Annotated in this window: 17 protein-coding genes; 11 read left to right on the forward strand and 6 right to left on the reverse strand. The window is 63.4% G+C overall.

Annotation, left to right across the window (positions count from 1 at the left end):
- Positions 1-76 precede the first annotated feature (76 nt).
- Together Q0316_RS14730 and Q0316_RS14735 are read left to right on the forward strand one after the other, a co-directional pair.
- A complete protein-coding gene (locus tag Q0316_RS14730; RefSeq protein ID WP_298673976.1) occupies positions 77-526 on the forward strand; it encodes a DUF2721 domain-containing protein in 450 nt (149 codons plus the stop codon).
- Positions 527-583: 57 nt separating this feature from the next.
- On the forward strand, positions 584-1756 hold the full coding sequence (locus tag Q0316_RS14735) for an MBL fold metallo-hydrolase (protein ID WP_298673832.1): 1173 nt from the start codon (positions 584-586) through the stop codon (positions 1754-1756).
- Between the two features lie 123 nt (positions 1757-1879).
- On the opposite strand, the gene Q0316_RS14740 is transcribed toward Q0316_RS14735, so the two are convergent.
- Positions 1880-4054, reverse strand: coding sequence for a TonB-dependent receptor (locus Q0316_RS14740; RefSeq protein WP_298673834.1), 2175 nt, complete (start codon positions 4052-4054; stop codon positions 1880-1882).
- Between the two features lie 300 nt (positions 4055-4354).
- Complete coding sequence (locus Q0316_RS14745; protein WP_298673837.1) at positions 4355-5506, reverse strand: alpha/beta hydrolase; 1152 nt, start codon at positions 5504-5506, stop codon at positions 4355-4357.
- A 396-nt stretch (positions 5507-5902) separates the two neighbouring features.
- Between Q0316_RS14745 and Q0316_RS14750 the strand changes: the two genes are divergently transcribed.
- Positions 5903-7126, forward strand: a complete 1224-nt coding sequence (locus Q0316_RS14750; RefSeq protein WP_298673839.1) for a cytochrome P450 — start codon at positions 5903-5905, stop codon at positions 7124-7126.
- Positions 7127-7144: 18 nt separating this feature from the next.
- Here Q0316_RS14750 and Q0316_RS14755 read toward each other — a convergent pair whose 3' ends face one another.
- A complete protein-coding gene (locus Q0316_RS14755; RefSeq protein ID WP_298673842.1) occupies positions 7145-7627 on the reverse strand; it encodes a helix-turn-helix domain-containing protein in 483 nt (160 codons plus the stop codon).
- 219 nt (positions 7628-7846) lie between these two features.
- Here Q0316_RS14755 and Q0316_RS14760 point away from each other — a divergent pair, with 219 nt between their 5' ends.
- The 4 genes from Q0316_RS14760 to Q0316_RS14775 all read left to right on the forward strand — a co-directional run bounded on the left by Q0316_RS14760 (position 7847) and on the right by Q0316_RS14775 (position 13368).
- Complete coding sequence (locus tag Q0316_RS14760; RefSeq protein WP_298673844.1) at positions 7847-9097, forward strand: acyl-CoA dehydrogenase family protein; 1251 nt, start codon at positions 7847-7849, stop codon at positions 9095-9097.
- A 200-nt stretch (positions 9098-9297) separates the two neighbouring features.
- Positions 9298-10590, forward strand: a complete 1293-nt coding sequence (locus Q0316_RS14765; RefSeq protein WP_298673846.1) for an acyl-CoA dehydrogenase family protein — start codon at positions 9298-9300, stop codon at positions 10588-10590.
- Entirely contained in the window at positions 10587-11813 is a 1227-nt protein-coding gene (locus Q0316_RS14770; protein WP_298673848.1) for a CoA transferase, read from the forward strand. Before Q0316_RS14765 ends, Q0316_RS14770 begins: the two co-directional genes overlap by 4 nt.
- A 28-nt stretch (positions 11814-11841) precedes the next feature.
- Positions 11842-13368 carry a long-chain fatty acid--CoA ligase gene (locus Q0316_RS14775; RefSeq protein ID WP_298673851.1) on the forward strand — a complete coding sequence of 509 codons (1527 nt, stop codon included), beginning with the start codon at positions 11842-11844 and terminating at the stop codon, positions 13366-13368.
- An 11-nt stretch (positions 13369-13379) separates the two neighbouring features.
- Here Q0316_RS14775 and Q0316_RS14780 read toward each other — a convergent pair whose 3' ends face one another.
- Complete coding sequence (locus Q0316_RS14780) at positions 13380-14192, reverse strand: TetR/AcrR family transcriptional regulator (RefSeq protein ID WP_298673854.1); 813 nt, start codon at positions 14190-14192, stop codon at positions 13380-13382.
- On the opposite strand from Q0316_RS14780, the gene Q0316_RS14785 reads away from it, so the two are divergent.
- The gene (locus Q0316_RS14785; RefSeq protein ID WP_298673855.1) at positions 14166-14864 is read left to right on the forward strand and encodes a VOC family protein; all 699 of its coding nucleotides are present in this window, start codon (positions 14166-14168) and stop codon (positions 14862-14864) included. The genes Q0316_RS14780 and Q0316_RS14785 overlap by 27 nt on opposite strands.
- Before the next feature lie 42 nt (positions 14865-14906).
- Here Q0316_RS14785 and Q0316_RS14790 read toward each other — a convergent pair whose 3' ends face one another.
- Complete coding sequence (locus tag Q0316_RS14790; protein ID WP_298673858.1) at positions 14907-15812, reverse strand: LysR family transcriptional regulator; 906 nt, start codon at positions 15810-15812, stop codon at positions 14907-14909.
- Between the two features lie 305 nt (positions 15813-16117).
- On the opposite strand from Q0316_RS14790, the gene Q0316_RS14795 reads away from it, so the two are divergent.
- The 3 genes from Q0316_RS14795 (at position 16118) to wrbA (ending at position 18432) form a co-directional block, all read left to right on the forward strand.
- Positions 16118-16915: an enoyl-CoA hydratase-related protein gene (locus Q0316_RS14795; RefSeq protein WP_298673860.1), complete on the forward strand. Its 798-nt coding sequence runs from the start codon at positions 16118-16120 to the stop codon at positions 16913-16915.
- A 116-nt stretch (positions 16916-17031) separates the two neighbouring features.
- Positions 17032-17805: an SDR family NAD(P)-dependent oxidoreductase gene (locus tag Q0316_RS14800; protein WP_298673862.1), complete on the forward strand. Its 774-nt coding sequence runs from the start codon at positions 17032-17034 to the stop codon at positions 17803-17805.
- Positions 17806-17832: 27 nt separating this feature from the next.
- Positions 17833-18432 (forward strand): NAD(P)H:quinone oxidoreductase, encoded by a 600-nt coding sequence (gene wrbA / locus Q0316_RS14805; RefSeq protein ID WP_298673864.1) that lies wholly within the window; start codon positions 17833-17835, stop codon positions 18430-18432.
- Positions 18433-18510: 78 nt separating this feature from the next.
- Here wrbA and Q0316_RS14810 read toward each other — a convergent pair whose 3' ends face one another.
- Positions 18511-19662: an acyl-CoA dehydrogenase family protein gene (locus tag Q0316_RS14810; RefSeq protein ID WP_298673866.1), complete on the reverse strand. Its 1152-nt coding sequence runs from the start codon at positions 19660-19662 to the stop codon at positions 18511-18513.
- Positions 19663-19733: the final 71 nt, after the last annotated feature.

Consider the following 19733-nt stretch of genomic DNA (forward strand, 5'->3'; position numbering starts at 1 on the left):
TGGGCTTAGGGTGCCAGGGTTACCAGCCCGTTGCCGCTTGCCTCCATTTGTCGCAGCGGGCATCCTGATCGCGGTGCTGCAATATTCCCCCGCCGTCTCGACGATCGCGCAGACGATCCAGCTTTCGCTCAGCCCGGTGTTCATGCTCGCGGGCATCGGCGCGCTGCTCAACGTGCTGACCGGCAGGCTCGCGCGGGTGATTGATCGCGCGCGCGTGCTCGAAGGGCTGCACCCGCGCTCGCAGGGGCCGGAACATGATCGCCACGTATGGGAATTGCGGCTGCTCGGCCGGCGCATCCAGATCATCAACCGGGCGCTGTTCCTCGCGGTTTCGTCCGCGGTGATGACCTGTGCGGTGGTCGCGTTGCTGTTCATCGCCGAACTCGCCACGCTGCATATCGGACAATTCGTCGCGATCGCCTTCGTCATGTCGATGCTGCTCCTGATCGCGGCGCTGATCTATTTCCTCGTCGAGGTGCGGATGTCGCTGAGCGCGGTGGAGGTGCGCGAGGAATTGCTGCAATAACTGGCATCTGGCCGATTGCCGCCCTATCTGCGTTCGACTTTTTCGAGGAGCTGGCGCTTGCCGATTTTCCTTAAGCTTGCCGGCACGGCGATGCTGTTCCTGTTCGTCACGGCCTGCCTCGCGATCACGATCATGCCGCGCTTCCTCGATCGCGTTTATTATGAAGGGCCGCGCAGCGACCATTTCGATGGCGCGCGTTTCTTCAATCCCGGCGCCGACGATGATACGTTCCGTATGCCGACGCAGGGCAGCCGCACCGGCTTCTTCTGGCGGTATTTCACCGGCAGCGATGGCCGCCCGGCGTGGCCGGCCAGCGTGCCCGTGACGCATGGAAAGCCCGAGCCGCGAGTCGAGGGCGAGCGGATGGTGGCGACATGGATCGGCCATGCGACGATGCTAATCCAGACGCAGGGGCTGAACATCCTGACCGATCCGATCTGGTCCGAACGGACCGGGCCGTTCGGCAGGGGGCCGAAGCGCGTCACCGCGCCGGGGGTGCGGATCGAGGATTTGCCGAAGATCGACCTGATCCTCGTCAGCCACAATCACTATGACCATCTCGACAAGCCGACGCTCAGGCAATTGTGGGAGCGCGATCGGCCGATGATCGTCACCTCGCTCGGCAACGACAAGGTGATCGAATCGGTAGGGGCAAAGGCCCGCGCACTCGATTGGGGGCAGCGGCTGGCGATCCGGCCCGGCATCGAGGTGATCGTCGCGCGAAACCATCATTGGGGGAGCCGCTGGTTCACCGATCGCAACCGTGCCTTGTGGTCCGCCTTTGTCGTCAAGCTTCCGGCGGGGGGGAATATCTTCTTCGCCGGCGATACCGGGCTGGGGGACGGCAAATGGCCGGCCGAGGCGGCGGCGCTCGGCCCGGTGCGGCTCGCGATGATCCCGATCGGGGCGTTTCGCTTCGTCCCCGGCCAGATGGACACCGGGAGCCATATCGGCCCCGCCAACGCGATCCGCGTGTTCGATCGGCTTGGCGCCGCGCACGCCGTTCCGATCCACTGGGGCACGTTTCGCCTGAGCTACGAAGCGCGCGAGACGCCGCCGGCGATGCTCACCGCGCTGATGCGGTGCACCGGCGGCGATGCGAGCAGGTTCGCCCCCGCAACTGTCGGCTCGCCGACCGACATCCCGCCTTATTCAGCCCCCGCGACGCGCCCGGATGAATCGCTGATCGACCCCTGCCTGAAGCGCTCGGAAATCGCCGTGCTCAACTGAGGCGGCGATAGGTGAGACCGCGTTTGTCGGCCCGCCGATCAGTAGCCGATCAGTAAGGGCCGGTGCGCGATCCGGCCACCGGCGGCTGTTTCGCCGTCGGCGGCCAGAACCGGCCCTGCGCCTTCAGAACTCCTTGCGGAGGCCGAAGGTGATGGTCCGCGGGTCGTTAAGCCCGCCAACCTGACCCAGGCCAAGCGGACTGCCGAAGCTGAAGGTCCGATAGACCTCCTTGGTAAGATTGGCCCCGTTTATGAAGAGGCTGACGCGCGCAGGCTCATAGGTGAGTTGCAGGCGCGCGCTCATCAGATTGGAAGGAAGGCTCCAGTTGTCGCCGGGCGCGGAGGCCGGCTGGTGCAGCATCGATTCCGAGTGCACCCATTGGCCGAAGCCGGAGAAGGTAAAGTCGTCCGACAGCGGCACGCTGAAACGCGTCCCCAGGGTGGAGGTGAAGCGCGGCGCACGCTGCATCCGCTCACCGTTTGCCAGCTTGGCCTCCGGGTTCCAGGAGAAGTTGCCATAAGCGGTCAGCGCGGAACTGAGCTTGAACTGGCCCTCCGCTTCGACCCCGGTGCTTTTCGCGTTAAGCGAGCGGACCTGGAATGCGCGCGCAGCCGAATTGTAGAAGCTGTCCTGAAAATCCTTGATGTCCATGTGGTACACGGCCATCGACAGATAGGCGCGCCCATCGAGGAAGCGGCCCTTGAACCCCGCCTCATAGGTCGTCACGCGCTCCACCGGCACAACGAATGTCGTCGGCCACCGATCGGCGAGTGCCGCCTGATTGACGAAGCCCGAACCCTTGTTGCCTTGCCCGACCGATACATAAAGCGTCGAGGCGGCGGTGGGATTGTAGCTGAGCGTGCCGGAGAAATCGAAGGTGGTGTCGCGTACCTTGGCCTGATGGAAAGGCCCGTTGCCGAGCAATGCGACAAGCCCGGTCGGGTGACCGAGATCGTCGATCAGGAACTTCTGGTAATCGGCATCCTTCTTGTCGCTCGTCAGACGACCGCCAAGGTTCAGTTGCAGGTTGCTGGCCATATGCCATGTGGCCTGCCCGAACCCGGCGAAGGTGTTCTCATATTGATTGAAACGCTGTGACACGGTGCCGAACAGCCCGCCGAGGACCGGGAAATTATTGTAATAGCTCAGATAATTATAGTGCGTTATTGAATGCAGATAGAATCCGCCCAGGATGAACTCCACCGCTTTTCCGGTTGGCGAAGTCAGGCGGATTTCTTGCGTAACCTGCCGGAAATTCTCGTTGAAACGCGAAAAGAGGAGCGGCGCGGGGGTTGAATCCGAATCGAACCCGTTCGTGAAATCGTATCTGGAATAACCCGATGTCGCGGTGAGCGAATAATCGTTGCCCAGATCGAGCTTCACCTCGAGCGAATGATCCTGACTTTTCTGATAGTCGTTCGGATCACCCGCGGCACCGGCGCTCTCGTATTTCATGTAATTATGAAGGCCGCCGTCGGCCACGCCAAGCGCCTGAAGTGCCGCGACGTTCTGGTTGGCGATGAACTCGAAATTGTTGCCGATCATGTTGAGCCGGCTGAACTGGCTCTTGGCCCGCACAGATACGCCGGCAACGGGATTCCATTCCGCGATGCCCCGGATCACATAGCGATCGCCCGAAGGCTCGTCGCGGTTCTTGGTGACGTTATGGACGAAGCCTTCCTGATTGTCGTACATCCCCGCGATACGCACCTTGAAGGTGTCGCTGGGAACAACGTCGAGCGCCCCTTCGAGGCCATAACTGCCGTAATTCGCCTCGACCTGGCCCTGAACATAGCCGCCGGTCCGATCGCCGGGGCCGCGCGAAATAATGCTGACCGCGCCGACGCTCGTGTTCTTGCCGAACAGCACGCCCTGGCTACCCTTGACAACCTCGACGCGCGCGACATCGAAAAGCGCGTCGCGATACTGGCGCGCGCGGGGATGGTACACGCCATCGACGAACAGGCCGACCGACTGCTCGAACACCTGGCTGCCTGCCGAGGTGCCGATGCCACGGACGGTGACGCCGCTGAAGCCGCCGGGGGATTCGTCCATGCTGAGCCCTGGCACGCTAGCGGCGAGATTCTTGATTTCGATCGCGCCCATCGAGGCGATCTGATCGCCGCTGACCACGTTGATGGTCATCGGCGTCTTCTCAAGCTTGGTTTCGCGCTTCTGGGCGGTGACGACGATTTCGCCGAGCGCGTTGGAATCTTTGGTATCCGAGCCGGCTTGTGCCAGCGCTGGCGTCGCGCTGATCGCAACACCCGAGCACAGAATCGCGAATAGCTTCCTCAAGGCTTCCCTCCCCTAAATTGTTCCGCCAGATGCCGGCATTCCGCTGATCGGAATTTGCCGCCCCTGGGGGTTCCGCACGCCATTTTGTTTTAGCCGCAACGGGCGCGGTAAGGTGCCATTAGCCGTTCGACGGGGTAAGAGAAGCCAGACGGCCTTGCCGTCTTGAGAAGGTAGGTTTCTTTACAATCGGCGGCGCGATCCCGCTACTGCAAGCAACGTGCTTTTGCGATGATTTCAGCGCGCTCGAATGCGCTTGTGAACAGGATGGGTGCCGATAGTCGCACCCATCCCGTTCGGCCGTTACGCGAGCAGGTCGTTTTCGGTCAGCCAGGTCCGGATCGTCTGGGCAGCCTGCTGCGCCAGTTCGGGTTGGTCCTGATAATAATGGGTCGCGCCCTTGATATGGACGAGCTTCTTTCGATCGTGCGCAACCGCGTCGAACAGACGCTGAGAATGGCTGGGTGTGCAGGCGTCATCGGCGGTGTTGTTCATGACGAGGACGGGCTTCGAAACCGTGGCGAGGCTGCGCAGGCCATCGGCATTGGCGTCGCTATGGCTCCATTGCGACAGCCAGCTACGCAGGGTGGAAAAGCGGGCGAGGCCGACCGGGCTCATGTTCACGATGCGGGGATCGCCCATGTAGCACCAGTTCGCCTTGCGGTCGTTCGGGTCGATGGCGGGATCGAGCCAGCGCGGATCGGCCATCGTGCCGTGCGTGGCGAAGGCGAATTCCTCATTCTCCCGACCGGTCGCCCGCAGATGGGCGAGCTTTTCTTTCACCCAGGCGGTGATCCGGTGATTCCGCGCGAGTTGCGCCGCGCGGTAACGCTCGATGAACTCGGGCGTGTAGGGCGGTTTCACGAGATCGCCGTACAGATCGAGTTCGGGATCGCGGATATCCGGGTTCGCCTCGTCGAGGATCGACGCGTCGATCCACTCGGTAAGTGTGCCGTGCCGCGAAACGTGCGCCGCGATCTCGATCACGCCGTCTCCGGGGATCAGCCCCGCCTTGGTCAGATCGGGGCCGCCGCCGCCCGGACTGTCTGTAACCGTGGGGTTTTCGGCCTGGGCCTGATAGAAGGCCGAGAGCGATCCACCACCGCTCCAGCCAAGCATGATGACCTTTTTGTAGCCGAGCTTTTCGCGCGCGTAACGAACCGCCGCGCCCAGATCGAGCGCGACCTTTTCCATGATGAGCGCATAATCGACACCGCGATACCGGCTATCCATCGCCAGCACATGCAGGCCGGCTTCGGCGAGCCGCGGCATGACCGGAACGCCCTGCGTTCCACCGATCGGATGCATCGTCAGCAGCACCGTGTCGGACGGATTGCCGTCGGTGAAATGCATACCGCCGATCGCGACAACGCCAACGTCGCCGCCGTACGTGTCCTTGAAGATCGCTTCTTCCCGCCAGATGATCCGTACGGGCGTGCGTGTGATGCGGGCCATAATCAGATGTCCTTAGTTCAGATGCGCCGCCCGGAATGACGGTGCGGCGGAAAGTTGTCGATTTCGGAATGAACGGTATCGCGGTGCGGGGCGCTTGCGGCGAAGGCGCATGGGTCGATCGGCCTCCTGGCATGAAGCGCGGTCATCCTCTCGCATCAGGCGACTATCGAAATCGGGTGAGGGCATGTCCATTCTTGCCTCGACAATGCTGCGTTGCCGTTCCTGGCTCCCTGCGGAGGAAGTCCACCCACTTAGCCACCGTCACCGATTAATGTAAAGTAACTTGACTAAATTGGCGAGGCGAGGCTAGCCACCCGAAAGGCGCCGGCCTGTTGCGATCGCACCGTCCATGACGGCGCGAGGCGCGGGATGGGGGCGTATGTCAGGAGAGCGCTCATGCAGATCGAACCGCGATTCAATCTGATCGACCCATCTACATTCAGCCGCGGCCATCCCCATGAGGCCTATGACTGGTTACGCGAGCATTCGCCGGTCTGGCGCCATCCCGGCTCCGCGCGTCAGCCCGAGTTCTGGGCGCTCACCCGCTTTGAGGATATTCGCGCGGTCTCGCTCGACGGGGCGAATTTCACCTCAACGCGCGGGTTCCGCATCCCCACCGACATATTCGCCGGGCTGAACCCTGAAATCGGGCGCATCATCTCTCGGTTCATGCTCGCGATGGACAACCCCGAGCATCAGGAGTTTCGCGCCATCGTAAGTTCCGCCTTCATGCCGGCGGCGATCGCGCGGGCGGAGCCACGGATCAAGGCATCGGTGGACGCTCTTATCAGCGGCCTGCGCGGGCAAGACCTTGTCGATGTCGTCCCCGATGTCGCCGCGCTCGTCCCGATCAAGACGATCTGTGCGATCATGGGGGTGCCGGAGGAGGATGAATGGCGCGTCTTCCAGTTCACCAACGCGGTATTTGGTGCCGACGACCCCGATTTCACGCCGAACACCGACCTCGCCAACGAACGCTACCTGGAGATATTCGATTACGCCTGGCATCTGTTCGAGGCGCGCCGGCGGGAGCCGCGCGACGATTTGCTGACCCGTATTGCGCACGCGACCGTCGCCGGTCGATCGCTGACCCCGGACGAGCAGAAAAGTTTCTTCTCGAACCTGATCGCGGCCGGCAATGAGACGACGCGCAGTTCGCTTGCCGGCGCGATCTGGGCGCTCGCGCTTCACCCCGATCAGCGCCGCGTGTTGCTCGATCAGCCGGAGCTTCTACAATCGTCCTTGCCGGAATTGCTGCGCTGGTTCGGCCCGGTGATACAGATGTCGCGCACCGCCATACGCGATGTCGAGGTGGGGGGCGTGCGGATCGAGACCGGCGAGCGGGTGGCGATGCTCTATGCCGCGGGAAATCGCGATCCGGCGGTCTTTGCCGATCCCCACCGGCTCGATCTGCGCCGGGAAGGAGCCGCCGGCCACCTGACGTTCGGCTATGGCGTTCATCATTGCCTCGGCTCGCGGCTCGCGCTGCTGCAGCTGCGCTTGATTTTGTCGGCGTTCCTCGCGGAGTTTCCGGGCTATGAACTGGCAGGCGAGCCAACCTATTTGCGCTCGAACCTCGTCCGCGCCATGAAAACCCTGCCGATCCGCCTCGCGGCCTGAACGGGCGGCAGGCTGGGGTCAGCGCTTTCCAATCCGGATAGCCGCGCCGGTGCGCTCGACGGTCGGGATTTCGCCCCAGTCCGACGCGAGCGAGCGCTTCAGGCTGTCGAGCAGCCGTTGGCCGAGGCGTTTGCCAAGATCCTGTTCAACCAGATCGAGGATCCTGAGCGCGTCGCTGCGGATCGCCTCGGAATCAGCGCTGAACTCCACGATCTGCGCGCGCCGATCGTTCGGATCGGGGCGAAATTCGATCAGCCCCTTCACCTTCATCTCCTTCAGGAACTGGCTCATCGCCGCGCGTGACACGCCCATGTTCCGGGCGATGTCGGAGGCCTTGTGGACGCCGTTGGCGACATGGACGAGGATAAGGCATTGCGAGCGGGAAACGGCGGGCCAGCCCAGCCCCACCAGGTTGCGATTCAGCGCGTCATCCAGCCAGTAATAATGCCGCAGCATATCCATCAGCAGGAAACTCGGCTGAGGCGCCTTTTGGTCGGGCATTCTGATACGCTTCTCCGTGAAGGCCGGGCAGGCCGGATGCGACGCGCCGACCCTAGAGGATAGTCGCCTCTCGAAAAAGTGCCGCCGACTCGCGTTGCGACCGCGCGCCAATTCGACTGCAACAAAATATCTATCATTATGGATTTCAATACAAAAGTTTGCGTTGCGAGTGAGGGTTTGAGCGATTAATATGTTAATATACTTAACAATGGAGAGCATATGTCGGTGGCGAATGTCGCGGTGAAGTGGGCAGACCGCAGGATTCCGCAGGGCGGAGGCTATCTGGGCGATGGGGAATTGGCCGCGCTGACCCCGGCCGCGCTGTGCGAGCGGGTGCGGGCGCTTCAGCCGCTCATCGCCGAACACGCCGCCGAGGCGGAACGGTTGCGGCGTCCGCATGACGCGGTGTGGGCGGCGCTGCGCGAGTGCGGCTTCTTCTACCAGTTCGTGCCGAAGGAGTTCGGCGGGATGGAGAGCGATTTCGACACGTTCATTGATGTCGGCATGGCGATCGCGGAGGTTGACGCCTCAACCGCCTGGACGGCGACCTTCTGTGCCGAGCACAACTGGATTTTCACGCACTTCCCCGTCGAGACGCAGCGCGAACTATGGGCGGGCGAATTTCCCTATATCATCGCCCCGGTGGTTTCGGTGCCCCCCGGCAAGGCTGTGGAGGTGGAGGGCGGATACCGCGTTTCCGCCCACTGGAAATGGGGAACCGGGGTGATGCACGCCGATTGGGTGATGGGCAATGCGCTGCTGATGCGCGAGGGGCACCCACCTGAAATGATGATCGTTGCCATTCCGGCCGATCAGGTCGAAGTGCTCGATACGTGGAACGCCTGCGGCATGGCGGGAACCGGCAGCAACGATATCGTGGTGAAGGATGTGTTCGTGCCGCGCCGTTTCGCCGCGCTGGGCGTCGCGCGTGGCGGCTCGGCGCCCGCGCAACGACATCACGCAAATCCGATTTACGGCGTTCCGATGCTGCCGTTTCTCGCCATGTCGGCGGCGATCCCGGCGGCTGGCGCGGCGCGCGGCATGGTGAACCTCTTTCGCGAACGGATGGCCGCGTTCGCGCGTCCGGGCGCAGAGAGCGCGATGGCGGAGAAGGCGCCGCCGCAAATCCGGCTGGCGCGCGCGGATATGCTGGCACGCAGCGCGGAAATCCTCATCCGCGAGGCCGGGCGCCGGTTGCTGGATGTGCCCGCGCTGGCGGAGCCGCAGCGCACCAACGAGCGGCTCGCGTTGCGTGCCCAGATCGCGCAGGCGGTTATTCTTTGTCGCGACGCCGCGATGACGTTGGTGGAGGGCGCCGGCACCAGCATCCTGCTTCTTGATCAGCCCTTCCAGCGGGCGATGCGCGATATCCTCGTCGTATCCTCTCACATCGTGTTCGATATCGACATCGCGATGGAGCAGCATGGACGCGGGCTGCTCGGCCTGGCGCCCAACACGCCGCTTAACTGACGGCTGGAGGCTCCTTGGCGATTTTCGGGTGGCGGGCATCCGAAACGGGGAACCCTGCGTTCCCCAATCGGCAAGGAGGCATCTCTTTTCCTGCCGGTCCAGGCGGCTATCAGCCTGAACCCACAATCACGGGGGCAGGATGATGGCCGCGCCTGAACCGGCGTGAGGCGTGACCCGCCGCTCGCCTGAAGGAGAGGATGATGAATTTTGATCTCCCGCTGGAAATCGAAACCTATCTCGGCGAACTCGATGATTTCATCGAGCGGGAGATAAAGCCGCTTGAGCAAGCGGACGACAACATCCGCTTCTTCGATCATCGCCGTGAATGGGCGCGCACAGATTTCGAAAACGGCGGCCTTCCACGGCATGAATGGGAAGATTTGCTGCGCGAGGCGCAGCGCCGGGCGGACGCGGCCGGCCACTGGCGCTTTTCCGCGCCCGCTCGCTACGGCGGGAAGGACGGCTCCAATCTGGCGATGGCGGTCATCCGCGAGCATTTCGCGGCCAGGGGGCTGGGGCTGCACAACGATCTGCAGAATGAGCATTCGATCGTCGGCAACTTCCCGTTCGTCAACATGTTCGAGCATTTCGGGACCGCGGATCAGCAGCGCGAATTCATCCTGGGCGGATTCGAGCGCACCCGCTGCATCGCCTTTGGCCTCACCGAACCGGATCACGGCTCCGACGCGACCCATATGTCGACCCGCGCCGTGCCCGAAGTGCGTGATGGCGTTGCCGGCTGGCGCATCGACGGCGAGAAGATGTGGACCACCGGGATGCACGAGGCGACGCACTGCGCCACCTTCGCGCGAACCGGCGGCGATGATGGCGAGGCCGCCGGGATCACCTGTTTCCTGGTGCCGAACCCCGCCGACGGCATGGTGATCGAGGAATATCTGTGGACCTTCAACATGCCCACGGATCACCCGCGCGTGTCGTTCACGAATGTCTGGGTTCCCGACGCGGCGGTGCTGGGGAAGATCGGCGGCGGCCTGTCGATCGCACAAAGCTTCGTGCACCAGAACCGCATCCGCCAGGCGGCGTCATCGCTCGGCGCGGCGGCTTTCTGCATCGAGGAGTCTGTGCGTTATGCGCGCGCGCGGAAGCCCTTCGGTCAGGATCTGGCGCGTAATCAGGCGATCCAGTTTCCCGTGGTCGAACTGGCGACGCAATGCGCGATGCTGCGCCAGCTGATCCGCAAGACCGCGTGGGAAATGGACCGGATGGAGCACAAGGAGATCGAACTCAGGCTCTCTCACGAAATCTCGATGTGCAATTATTGGGCGAACCGGCTTGTCTGCGAGGCGGCGGATCGCGCGATGCAGATACATGGCGGCATCGGCTATTCGCGGCACAAGCCGTTCGAGCATATCTATCGCCACCACCGCCGCTATCGCATCACCGAGGGCGCGGAGGAAATCCAGATGCGCAAGGTGGCGGGCTATCTGTTCGGCTATATGGGGCCACGAAAGAGCGAGTTCGCGCGCGGATGACCATTCGACAAGGCGCAAGCCCCATGGTGACGGGCGAGAATAACGGCGCGCTCACGGGCCTCAAGGTCATCGAGATGGGGCAGTTGATCGCGGGGCCGTTCTGCGGCCAGTTGCTGGGCGATATGGGCGCCGACGTGGTCAAGATCGAGCCGCCGGGCGCGGGCGATCCGATGCGCAACTGGGGGAATGGCGAGCACAAGGTCTGGTGGGAGGTGATCGGGCGCAACAAGCGTTCCGTTACCGCCAATCTGCGGGTGCCCGAAGGCCAGGAACTCGCGCGTCGCCTGCTCGCGGACGCCGATATCATGATCGAAAATTTCAAGCCGGGCACGATGGAGAAATGGGGGCTGGCGCCGGATCGGCTCCATGCGCTCAACCCGCGTCTCATCATCGTGCGGATGTCCGGTTACGGCCAGACGGGGCCTTATTCCTCGCGTGCGGGCTTCGGCGGGATCGGCGAGGCGATGGGGGGCTGGCGTGCGATCGTCGGCGATCCGGATCGCCCGCCGAGCCGGATGGGCGTATCCATCGGCGATACGCTGGCTGCGACCTATGGCGCGATGGGCGCGCTCGCCGCGCTGCGCGCGCGCGATGCGACCGGGCGGGGGCAGGTGGTCGATTCCGCGCTTTACGAGGCGGTGCTTCAGGTGATGGAGAGCCTGATCCCCGAATATGACGTGATGGGAATCACGCGGCAGCGGTCCGGCTCGATCCTGCCCGGCATCGCGCCGTCGAACGTATATCGCTGCCGCGATGGCGAATATCTGATCGGTGGCAACGGAGACGCGATCTTCGCCCGGCTGTCACAGGCGATGGGGCGGCCCGAGCTTGCACAAGACGAGCGTTATGCAACGCATGTCGCACGCGGCAACCATCAGGCCGAGCTTGACGCGCTCATCAATGAATGGACGCAGACACTGACCATCGCTCAACTCGAAGCGCTGATGATCGAATATTCGGTTCCGGCCGGGCGGATCTATCGCGGCGCGGAAATGCTCGCCGATCCGCATTTCGCCGCGCGCGAAGCGATCGTGGCGGTCGATCATCCTATCCATGGAAAAGTGCGTATGCAGGCGCCGATGCCGAAACTCTCCGATACGCCGTCAGCAGTAAGGCGTCCCGCGCCGCGCGTGCCGGGAGAGCATAACATCGAGGTCTATCATGAACGCCTCGGACTGGATGAGGCCGCGCTGACGGACCTTGCGGCGAGGGGCGTGATCTGAACGGCATGTTTGGAATGGAGTGCAATCTATGCAGTTGACCCAGGGCATTCATCGTTCGGCCCGCATCAACCCGCTCGGCATCGCCACGATCGACGGCGAGCGGCAGCGGACCTGGCGCGAGGTGGCGAACGATGTCGCGCGCTTCGCCGCCCTGTTGCGCTCGCTCGGCGTGGAGCGGGATGACCGGGTGGCGGTGCTCGCGGCGAACGGCGATCATTATTTCGACGCCTATTTCGCGATATTCTGGGCCGGCGCGGTGATCGTTCCGCTCAATACCCGGTTGTCGGTCGCCGAGCTTTCATTCCAGCTTGAGGATGTTGGCGCGAAGGTGCTGCTGGTCGGGGACGGGTTCGAAGCGCAGGCCGAGGCGATCGGCGCGGCATTCCCGAACCTGGCGATCGAGCGTTTCGACGAGGCGGGCGGCGAATTGCGTCGCCGCATCGCGGATCTCGCGCCGATCGACGACGCCGAACGGGCGGACACCGATCTTGCCGGCGTGTTCTACACCGGCGGCACCACGGGGCTGCCCAAGGGCGTGATGCTGACCCACCGCAATCTGGTGTCGGTGGCATCCAATCTCGTCATGATTATCCATTTCGCACCGGATTGCATCAATCTGCATTGCGCGCCCATGTTTCATCTGGCGGACATCGGCACCTTCACGGTGACGATGGTGGGGGGCACCCACGTCTTCTCGCAGCGGCTTGATCCACCGACGATCATGGCGCTGACCGAGCGTCATCGCGTCACCCACATCTTCACGGTCCCTTCGGTGATCGACGCGCTGAGCCGCGCCGATCTTTCCGCGCACGATCTCTCGTCGCTGCGGATGCTCGGCTATGGCGGTTCGCCGATGCCCGCCGCGACAATCGCGCGCGCGCAGGATCGGATGCCGGGGATCGAATTCATTCAGGGCTTCGGGATGACCGAAATGCCATCCGTCACTTTTCTATCGCCGGCAAACCACCGCGCCGAATCCGGGCTGGGCAAGCTGCGCACGGCGGGCGTGCCGGCCTACGGGTTTGAGGTGATGGTTGTCGATCCGAGCGGACGAGAGCTGCCGCGCGGTGAGGTCGGCGAGATCGTCGGGCGGGGGCCGTGCGTGATGGCGGGATACTGGAACCGCCCGGATGAAACGCGAGCCGCGCTACGCGGCGGGTGGATGCACTCGCAGGATGCGGGCTTCATGGATGCGGACGGCTTCATCACGATCACCGATCGGATGAAGGACATGATCGTTTCCGGCGCGGAGAATATCTATTCGATCGAGGTGGAAAACGCGCTCGGCCTCCATCCGCACGTGCTCGAATGCGCCGTAATCGGTGTGCCCGATGCGCGCTGGGGGGAGCGGGTTCATGCGATCGTCGTTCCAGTGGCGGGGGCCGATCCTGTCGCGGAGGCGCTGCTTGCTCACCTGCATGAGCGCCTGGCCAGATACAAATGCCCCAAGAGCTGGGAAATGCGATCGCAGCCTTTGCCGCGCAGCCCGGCGGGGAAGGTGCTCAAGGCGGAATTGCGTAAACCCCATTGGGAGGGGCGACAGGCCGCCGTCTGAGGGCGCGAGGCCTATCCCGCCGCCCGCTCAGTGCCCGGCGTCAGACCGAAAAAATCGGCGGCCAGACGGTCAACAGCGTCGATTTCCTCGGGCAGGAAGGGATCAATCCCCGCGACATCCCTGACCTCTCGTGAGAATACGAACGTCGTCGTCACCAGCCCGATGAACCCGTAGTGCAGCCGTGCCGGATCGCCCGATCGCGCCGAACCCGCCTGTTGCGCGGCGCGGATGAGCCGGATCGAGGATTCGAACTGCGGCTTCACATAGGTTTCGATCAGCCAGCGTGAGCGCGGGCTATCGGATTGCGCTTCGAGAGACCAGATTCGGTGAAATTGCGGACAATGCGCGGTGAACTGAACAAACGAGCGAACCCCCAGGCGAAGCGCCGCGCCGGGCGGAAGGTGCTTCAAATCGCCGCTGCGCGTCCGATAATCCCGCAACTGGGCGAGCAGGAATTCCATGACCGCGCGCCACAGCCCATCCTTGGTCTTGAAATGATAGACCACAAGCTGATGCATGACGTTCGCGTTGCTGGCGATCTCGCGCAGGCTGACCCCTTCGAAGCCTTTCGTCGAAAACGCCTCCTGCGCCGCCATAAGGACGCGCGTGCGGTTGTCGTCGGTATTGCGTGAGTTCATCGGCGTGTCCTGCCACAACCACCGCGGAGGGGCCATAATCGCATTTGACTTACCGGGCGGAAAGCGCCTAACTTTCCGAATGGAAAGTGTGCCATGATTGCCGAGCGCATCGACGTTCACCACGCCGAAGCCAGGCCGCCTATTCCGAAGGAACCTCAGATGACCCAACCTGCCGGACTGCACCACGTCGCGATCTCCACCAGCAACATGAAGGCGCAGATCGAGTTTTTTTCCGATGTTCTGGGGATGGAACTGGTCGCCCTCTACTGGATGCACGGCGCAAAGGGATGCTGGCACGGCTTCATGCGAATGATCGACGACAGTTGCGTCGCTTTCGTGTTCGCGCCGGGCAACGAGAATCTTGCGCCGCAGATCGGGGTCACCCACGCCGGCCATGGTGCCGGGGCCTCCGCGCCGGGCACCATGCAGCATCTCGCGCTGAACGTGGCGACCATGGCGGACCTGCTCAACATGCGTGACCGGATTCGTTCGCGTGGGGTGAATGTGATCGGCCCGCTCGATCACGGGATTTGCCAATCCATGTATTTCGCCGGCCCGGAAAATCTGACGCTGGAGATCGCCACGTCGGACGGCGCATCGGCGCCGCTCGATCTCGACCGGACGTGGATCGACCCAGAGGTCGTCGCGCTTGCCGGCATCAGCGCGGAGGAACTCGCGCGCTATACCAGGCCGGAAAAATATGCCGGGGAAAACGGATCGCTTCCGCAGCCGCCTTACGATCCGGCCAAGCCGCATACGAGCGGCCCGGTGGATCGTTACAAGGCGACGCTTGCGATCCCCGACGATGTATTCAAGGCGCGCTTCAGCGAGACGACGCCGCCGCATCCCCACGCCTGATCGGGCCGGCCGGAGCCGAATTCGGCCACGCCGGATTCGGCTCTATTCCGTCAGGTGCTTGATAAGCAGGCGCGCCGCCGCTGATATCTGGCCCTTTGACCGGAAGCACAATTGCAGCGGTCGTTTCGCCCAACTGTCGGTCAGCGGGCGAACCACAAGGTTTTGCTGTTCGGCGAAGGGCAGCACCGCGGTCGCCGGCAATATCGACACGCCCAGGCCCGCCGCGACACAGGCACGGACGCTTTCGAAGCTCGTGGCGTGGACGCGCTCCAGCATCATGCGATTCAGCGCGATCGCATGAGAGCGATAGAGCGTCAGCAAGGCGCTGTCGTGCTGCATCCCGACAAATGGCTCATCCAGCATCTCCGCCAGCGATAGCTCTGCGCGCGCGGCAAGGGGCGAGCCCGGCGGCAGGATCGCGACCAGTTCGTCCCCGGCAAGGGGCAAGGATTCCAGGCTGCGCACATCCATGGTGCCCGAAATCAGGCCGACATCGCACAGGCCAGCCTGGATATCGTGGATGATCTCGATGCTCTTGCCTTCTTCGAGGATGATGTCGATCGAAGGGTTGGCGCGCAGAAAATCGGCCAGCTTCGCGGGAAGCCCCGCCATCATCGAAGATATGTGCGCCTGAATCCGGATCACGCCGGCCACGCCATCGCGCCGGTCGATCAGTTCACCGGCAACCTGTTCCAACTGGCCGATGATCCCCATCAGCCGATCGAGAAATTGCGTTCCGTCAGGGGTTGCGGAAACACCGCGATCGTGCCGGTTGAAAACCGCAAATCCGTAACGCTGCTCAAAGTCCGCGATCCTGCGGCTGACCGCGGAAATGGCGATGTTCTCACGCTCGGCGACGCGCGCCAGATTTCCTTCTTCGCGCGCTGCCAGCAGGATGCGCAAGGTCAGGAGATCAATCCCGTTCAGGAGATTGGTGGGCCTGCGCAAACCTGCATTCCGTGGCGAACTCATAAGGCGTCTTACCGATCCTGAAGGAACCGGGAACGAGATCCCTACCCCGCGACGCGGATAACCAGACTTTCCACTTGGCACAATGCGGTCTAGAGGCACGGAAAGGCGGGCCGGCAAACCTGAATTCGCGGAAAGCGAATGGATGTGCCGGGCGGCGGCTCCTACCCTTGGTCACCCATGGAGCGGGGAGGGCGGGTCATCCCCGCACGCGCCCTGTCGACGGGATGCCGTCCATCCGCCGCCCGATCCTCACCCCTGTTCCCAATGAGAGGGATTGCGCGATGGCCGAAGTGTTGACGATCGAAAGCCGTGGGCCGGTCGACTGGATCACGCTCAACCGGCCCGATCGGCTGAATGCGCTGGACGATCAACTCACCACCGAACTGCGCGAATATTTCGAACGCCAATATCGCAATTCCGATTGCAGGGTGATCGTTCTGCGCGGTGAAGGGCGCGGCTTCTGTGCCGGGCTCGACCTCGACAGCGAACAGTGCCGCAGCTTTGCCGAGGACGGCATTCCGGCGGCTCTCGATGTGCAGCGCAACATTCGGGATATCATGATCGCCATGCGGCGCTGCCCGCAGCCGATCGTGGCGATGATGCACGGCGCTTCGGTGGGGGGCGGCTTCGTCCTCGCTTTGGCGTCCGACATCCGCATCGCGGCGATCGGCACCCGCATGAACGCGGCGTTCATCAAGATCGGGCTGGGGGGCTGCGACGTTGGCGCGAGCTATCTTCTGCCGCGCCTGATCGGCGCGTCGGCGGCGGCCGAAATCCTGTTCACCGGGCTCGATCTGCCTGCCGATCGCGCCTTCGCGCTGGGGCTGATCTCGCGCCTCGTTCCGCCCGAACAGCTTGAGGAAAGCGCGCAGGAACTGGTCGAGGCGATGCTGGCCACCGCGCCGATGGGGCTGCGGCTGACCAAGCAATGCTTCAACGCAAACCTCGATGCGCCGAGCCTGGAGGCCGCGGTGGCGCTTGAGGATCGGAACCAGGTGCTGCTCGGCCAGACCCGCGATTTCCGGGAGGGCGTCGCCGCGTTCAAGGAGCGGCGCGCCTCGTCATTCGTCGGGCGATGATCGACCCGACACGCGGAGCGAAGGCTCGGTTCCACTTTCAACAATGGACAGCTCAGCGGCGCCCGAGGGAGACGCAGCGGCTCACAAGCGCATCAACGCAATGCACGGGTAACAGCATGAACGGTAATGAAAAAGAACTGGCGGGGCGCGTCATATTGATAACCGGCGCGTCGTCCGGCGTCGGCAAGCATCTTGCGCTGATGCTGGCGCAGCGCGGTGCGGCGGTGGCGTGCTGCGCCCGCCGGGTCGACAAGCTCCATGATCTTGTCACGCAGATCATGGCTCAAGGCGGGAGCGCGTGCGCGGTGCCGTGCGACGTTACCGATCATCAATCCATCGTCGGCGCCTTTGCGGTCGCCGAGGAGCGGCTCGGTCCGATCGACAGCGTGATCTGCAACGCGGGGATCAACCATGCGGGGCCGGCGATCAAGCTTTCGGCGGAGAGCCTCGACGCGATCCTGTCCGTCAACCTGCGGGGAGCTTTTCTGACCGCGCAGGAAGGCGCGCGCCGAATCATCGCAAACGATATCGCCGCAACCAGGCGACGCGTAATATTCGTCGCGTCGATCCTCGGCACCAAGCCGCTGGCCGGTGCGGCTGTTTATGGCGCGACGAAGGCGGGCGTCATCCTCATGGCCAAAACCCTGGCGCTGGAATGGGCCAGGCGCGGCATCACCGTGAACACGATCTGCCCAGGCTTCATGCCCACCGAGATCATCGACGATTGGTTCGAAACGCCCGGCGGCAAGGCCGATATGGCGCGCTGGCCGAACAAGGATTTCATGCCGGTCGAGAAGCTCGACCCGGCAATTCTGTTCCTGCTTTCCGAGGCGAGCGCGTCGATCACCGGAAATGCGATCATCGTGGATGAAGGCCAGTCGCTGGCTTGAACGACGCAATCCAACTGGGGAGGGGAAATGACCAAGGTTCTGGTGCTATATTATTCGAGTTACGGCCACATCCAACAGATGGCGCAGGCGGTGGCGAAGGGCGCGCGCGAGGCGGGGGCCGAAGTGGATATCAAACGCGCGCCCGAAACCGTTGCGGAGGAAGTGGCGCGGGCGAGCTTCTACAAGCTCGATCAGGCGGCCGAAATCGCGCGGATTGATGATCTGGTTGCCTATGACGCCATCATCATTGGGACGGGAACGCGATTTGGCCGGATATCCTCACAGATGGCCGCCTTCCTCGATCAAGCCGGACGGCTCTGGGCAACGGGCGCGTTGATCGGCAAGGTCGGCGCGGCATTCACGTCCGCCGGGAGTCAGCACGGCGGGCAGGAAACCACTTTGTTCTCGCTCATCACCAACATGCTGCACTTCGGCATGACGATCGTCGGGCTGGATTACGGTTTCGCCGGGCAGATGGGCGACGATACGATCCGGGGCGGCGCGCCTTATGGGGCGACGACGCTGGCCGGATCGACCGGCGCGCGCCAGCCCGACGAGAACGATCTCGCCGGGGCGGCTTATCTCGGCGCGCGGGTGGCGCGGACGGCGGCAAAGCTCCGCGCCTGAGCCGATCATGATGGGGGAGAAACTGTCGCAAGCGATCGGCCGGCAATAGTTTCTCCGATATTCAGGGCGCGCCCTTCGTCAGACGAGCGGATGATTGGGCTGGAGGCCAAGCCGGTGCCGCCCGACCAGTTCGCGCGTCGCGTCCCAATCCCAGAAGGCGTGGGAGCAGACCGTGTTCAGATCGCGCCAGAAGCGTTGCAGCGGCTGATCGAGGTGGAAGGATGAGGCGCCAGCACTCGCCATCACCGCGTTCACCGTATCGCGGCAATGGCGCGACAGGAAAGCCAGTTTCGCCTTGAGCGCCAGCCGGTCGTCAAGCGTGAATGGCCGGGTGCCGATGATCTTTGTGGTGGTGTCGATCACCTGGGCGGCAAGGCTGTGCGCGATGTCAGCGGCGATGCGAAATTCACCGAGCATGACGTGCGCATGTTGCTGATCCTTCACTACGGCCCCGGTATAGTTGCGCACGCGGCGTGCGACGATCGCTTCATATGCATCGACCGCGCCGAGCAGGCCGCCAGACAGCACGCCGACGACGGTGCAATAGGCCAGCGGCAGGACCGGCACTGAGTAAAGCGGGTTCTCATGCTGCGCGGAGCCCTCGGTGCGCCCGCCGCCGAACGCGATCCCGTTGATCGCGCGATATTCGGGGACGAACACCTTATCCACGACAATGTCGTTGCTGCCTGTCCCCGCCATGCCGGCGAAATGCCATACGTCGCCCACCGAAACGTCGCTGGCCGGGAGCATGAAGGAATATGGCCCTTCCTCCGTCCGCCCGCTCACGAAGGCCCAGTCGGCATTCATGATCCCCGATCCCCACGAAGCGCGGCCAGAGAGTTCCCAGCCGCCATCGACCCGGTGCGCGCTCATCGTCGGCGCATTGGCGCCTGGCATCAGGCAGAAGCCGCGCGGGCCGTACACTTCCTGCTGCAACCGGATATCCAGCTTTGCTGGATAGACGTTGTGATTGATGTAGAAGGAACTGATCCACCCTGTTGAAATGCAGGCGGAACTGATCTGTTCGACGACCGCGAACATGGTGGGAAGATCGGATTCCAGCCCGCCCCATCGGCGCGGCGCGAGCATCGCCATGATCTCCGCCTCGATCAGATCCTCGATCGTTTCATCGAGCGGGCGGCGGGCGGATTCGGTCGCCGGCGCGCGTTCCGCGATGATCGGTTTCAGCGCCCTGGCGCGTTCGATGAGTTGTTCGTTGGTCGCCGCCACCATTCTCTCCTGCGTTTATGGTGAGCGGGCTAAGCATTTAATAGTCACATGTCTAATTAATTTTTGCCTGT

The sequence above is a fragment of the uncultured Sphingomonas sp. genome, from assembly GCF_937871615.1.
Classification (GTDB): Bacteria; Pseudomonadota; Alphaproteobacteria; order Sphingomonadales; family Sphingomonadaceae; genus Sphingomonas.

What these genes read in the sequence shown, in the direction of transcription:
- Q0316_RS14750 (WP_298673839.1), top strand. Translation starts at nt 5,903, where the DNA reads ATGCAGATCGAACCGCGATTCAATCTGATCGACCCATCTACATTCAGC.
- Q0316_RS14765 (WP_298673846.1), top strand. Translation starts at nt 9,298, where the DNA reads ATGAATTTTGATCTCCCGCTGGAAATCGAAACCTATCTCGGCGAACTC.
- Q0316_RS14745 (WP_298673837.1), bottom strand. Translation starts at nt 5,506, where the DNA reads ATGGCCCGCATCACACGCACGCCCGTACGGATCATCTGGCGGGAAGAA.
- wrbA (WP_298673864.1), top strand. Translation starts at nt 17,833, where the DNA reads ATGACCAAGGTTCTGGTGCTATATTATTCGAGTTACGGCCACATCCAA.
- Q0316_RS14755 (WP_298673842.1), bottom strand. Translation starts at nt 7,627, where the DNA reads ATGCCCGACCAAAAGGCGCCTCAGCCGAGTTTCCTGCTGATGGATATG.
- Q0316_RS14770 (WP_298673848.1), top strand. Translation starts at nt 10,587, where the DNA reads ATGACCATTCGACAAGGCGCAAGCCCCATGGTGACGGGCGAGAATAAC.
- Q0316_RS14795 (WP_298673860.1), top strand. Translation starts at nt 16,118, where the DNA reads ATGGCCGAAGTGTTGACGATCGAAAGCCGTGGGCCGGTCGACTGGATC.
- Q0316_RS14785 (WP_298673855.1), top strand. Translation starts at nt 14,166, where the DNA reads ATGACCCAACCTGCCGGACTGCACCACGTCGCGATCTCCACCAGCAAC.
- Q0316_RS14775 (WP_298673851.1), top strand. Translation starts at nt 11,842, where the DNA reads ATGCAGTTGACCCAGGGCATTCATCGTTCGGCCCGCATCAACCCGCTC.
- Q0316_RS14760 (WP_298673844.1), top strand. Translation starts at nt 7,847, where the DNA reads ATGTCGGTGGCGAATGTCGCGGTGAAGTGGGCAGACCGCAGGATTCCG.
- Q0316_RS14800 (WP_298673862.1), top strand. Translation starts at nt 17,032, where the DNA reads ATGAACGGTAATGAAAAAGAACTGGCGGGGCGCGTCATATTGATAACC.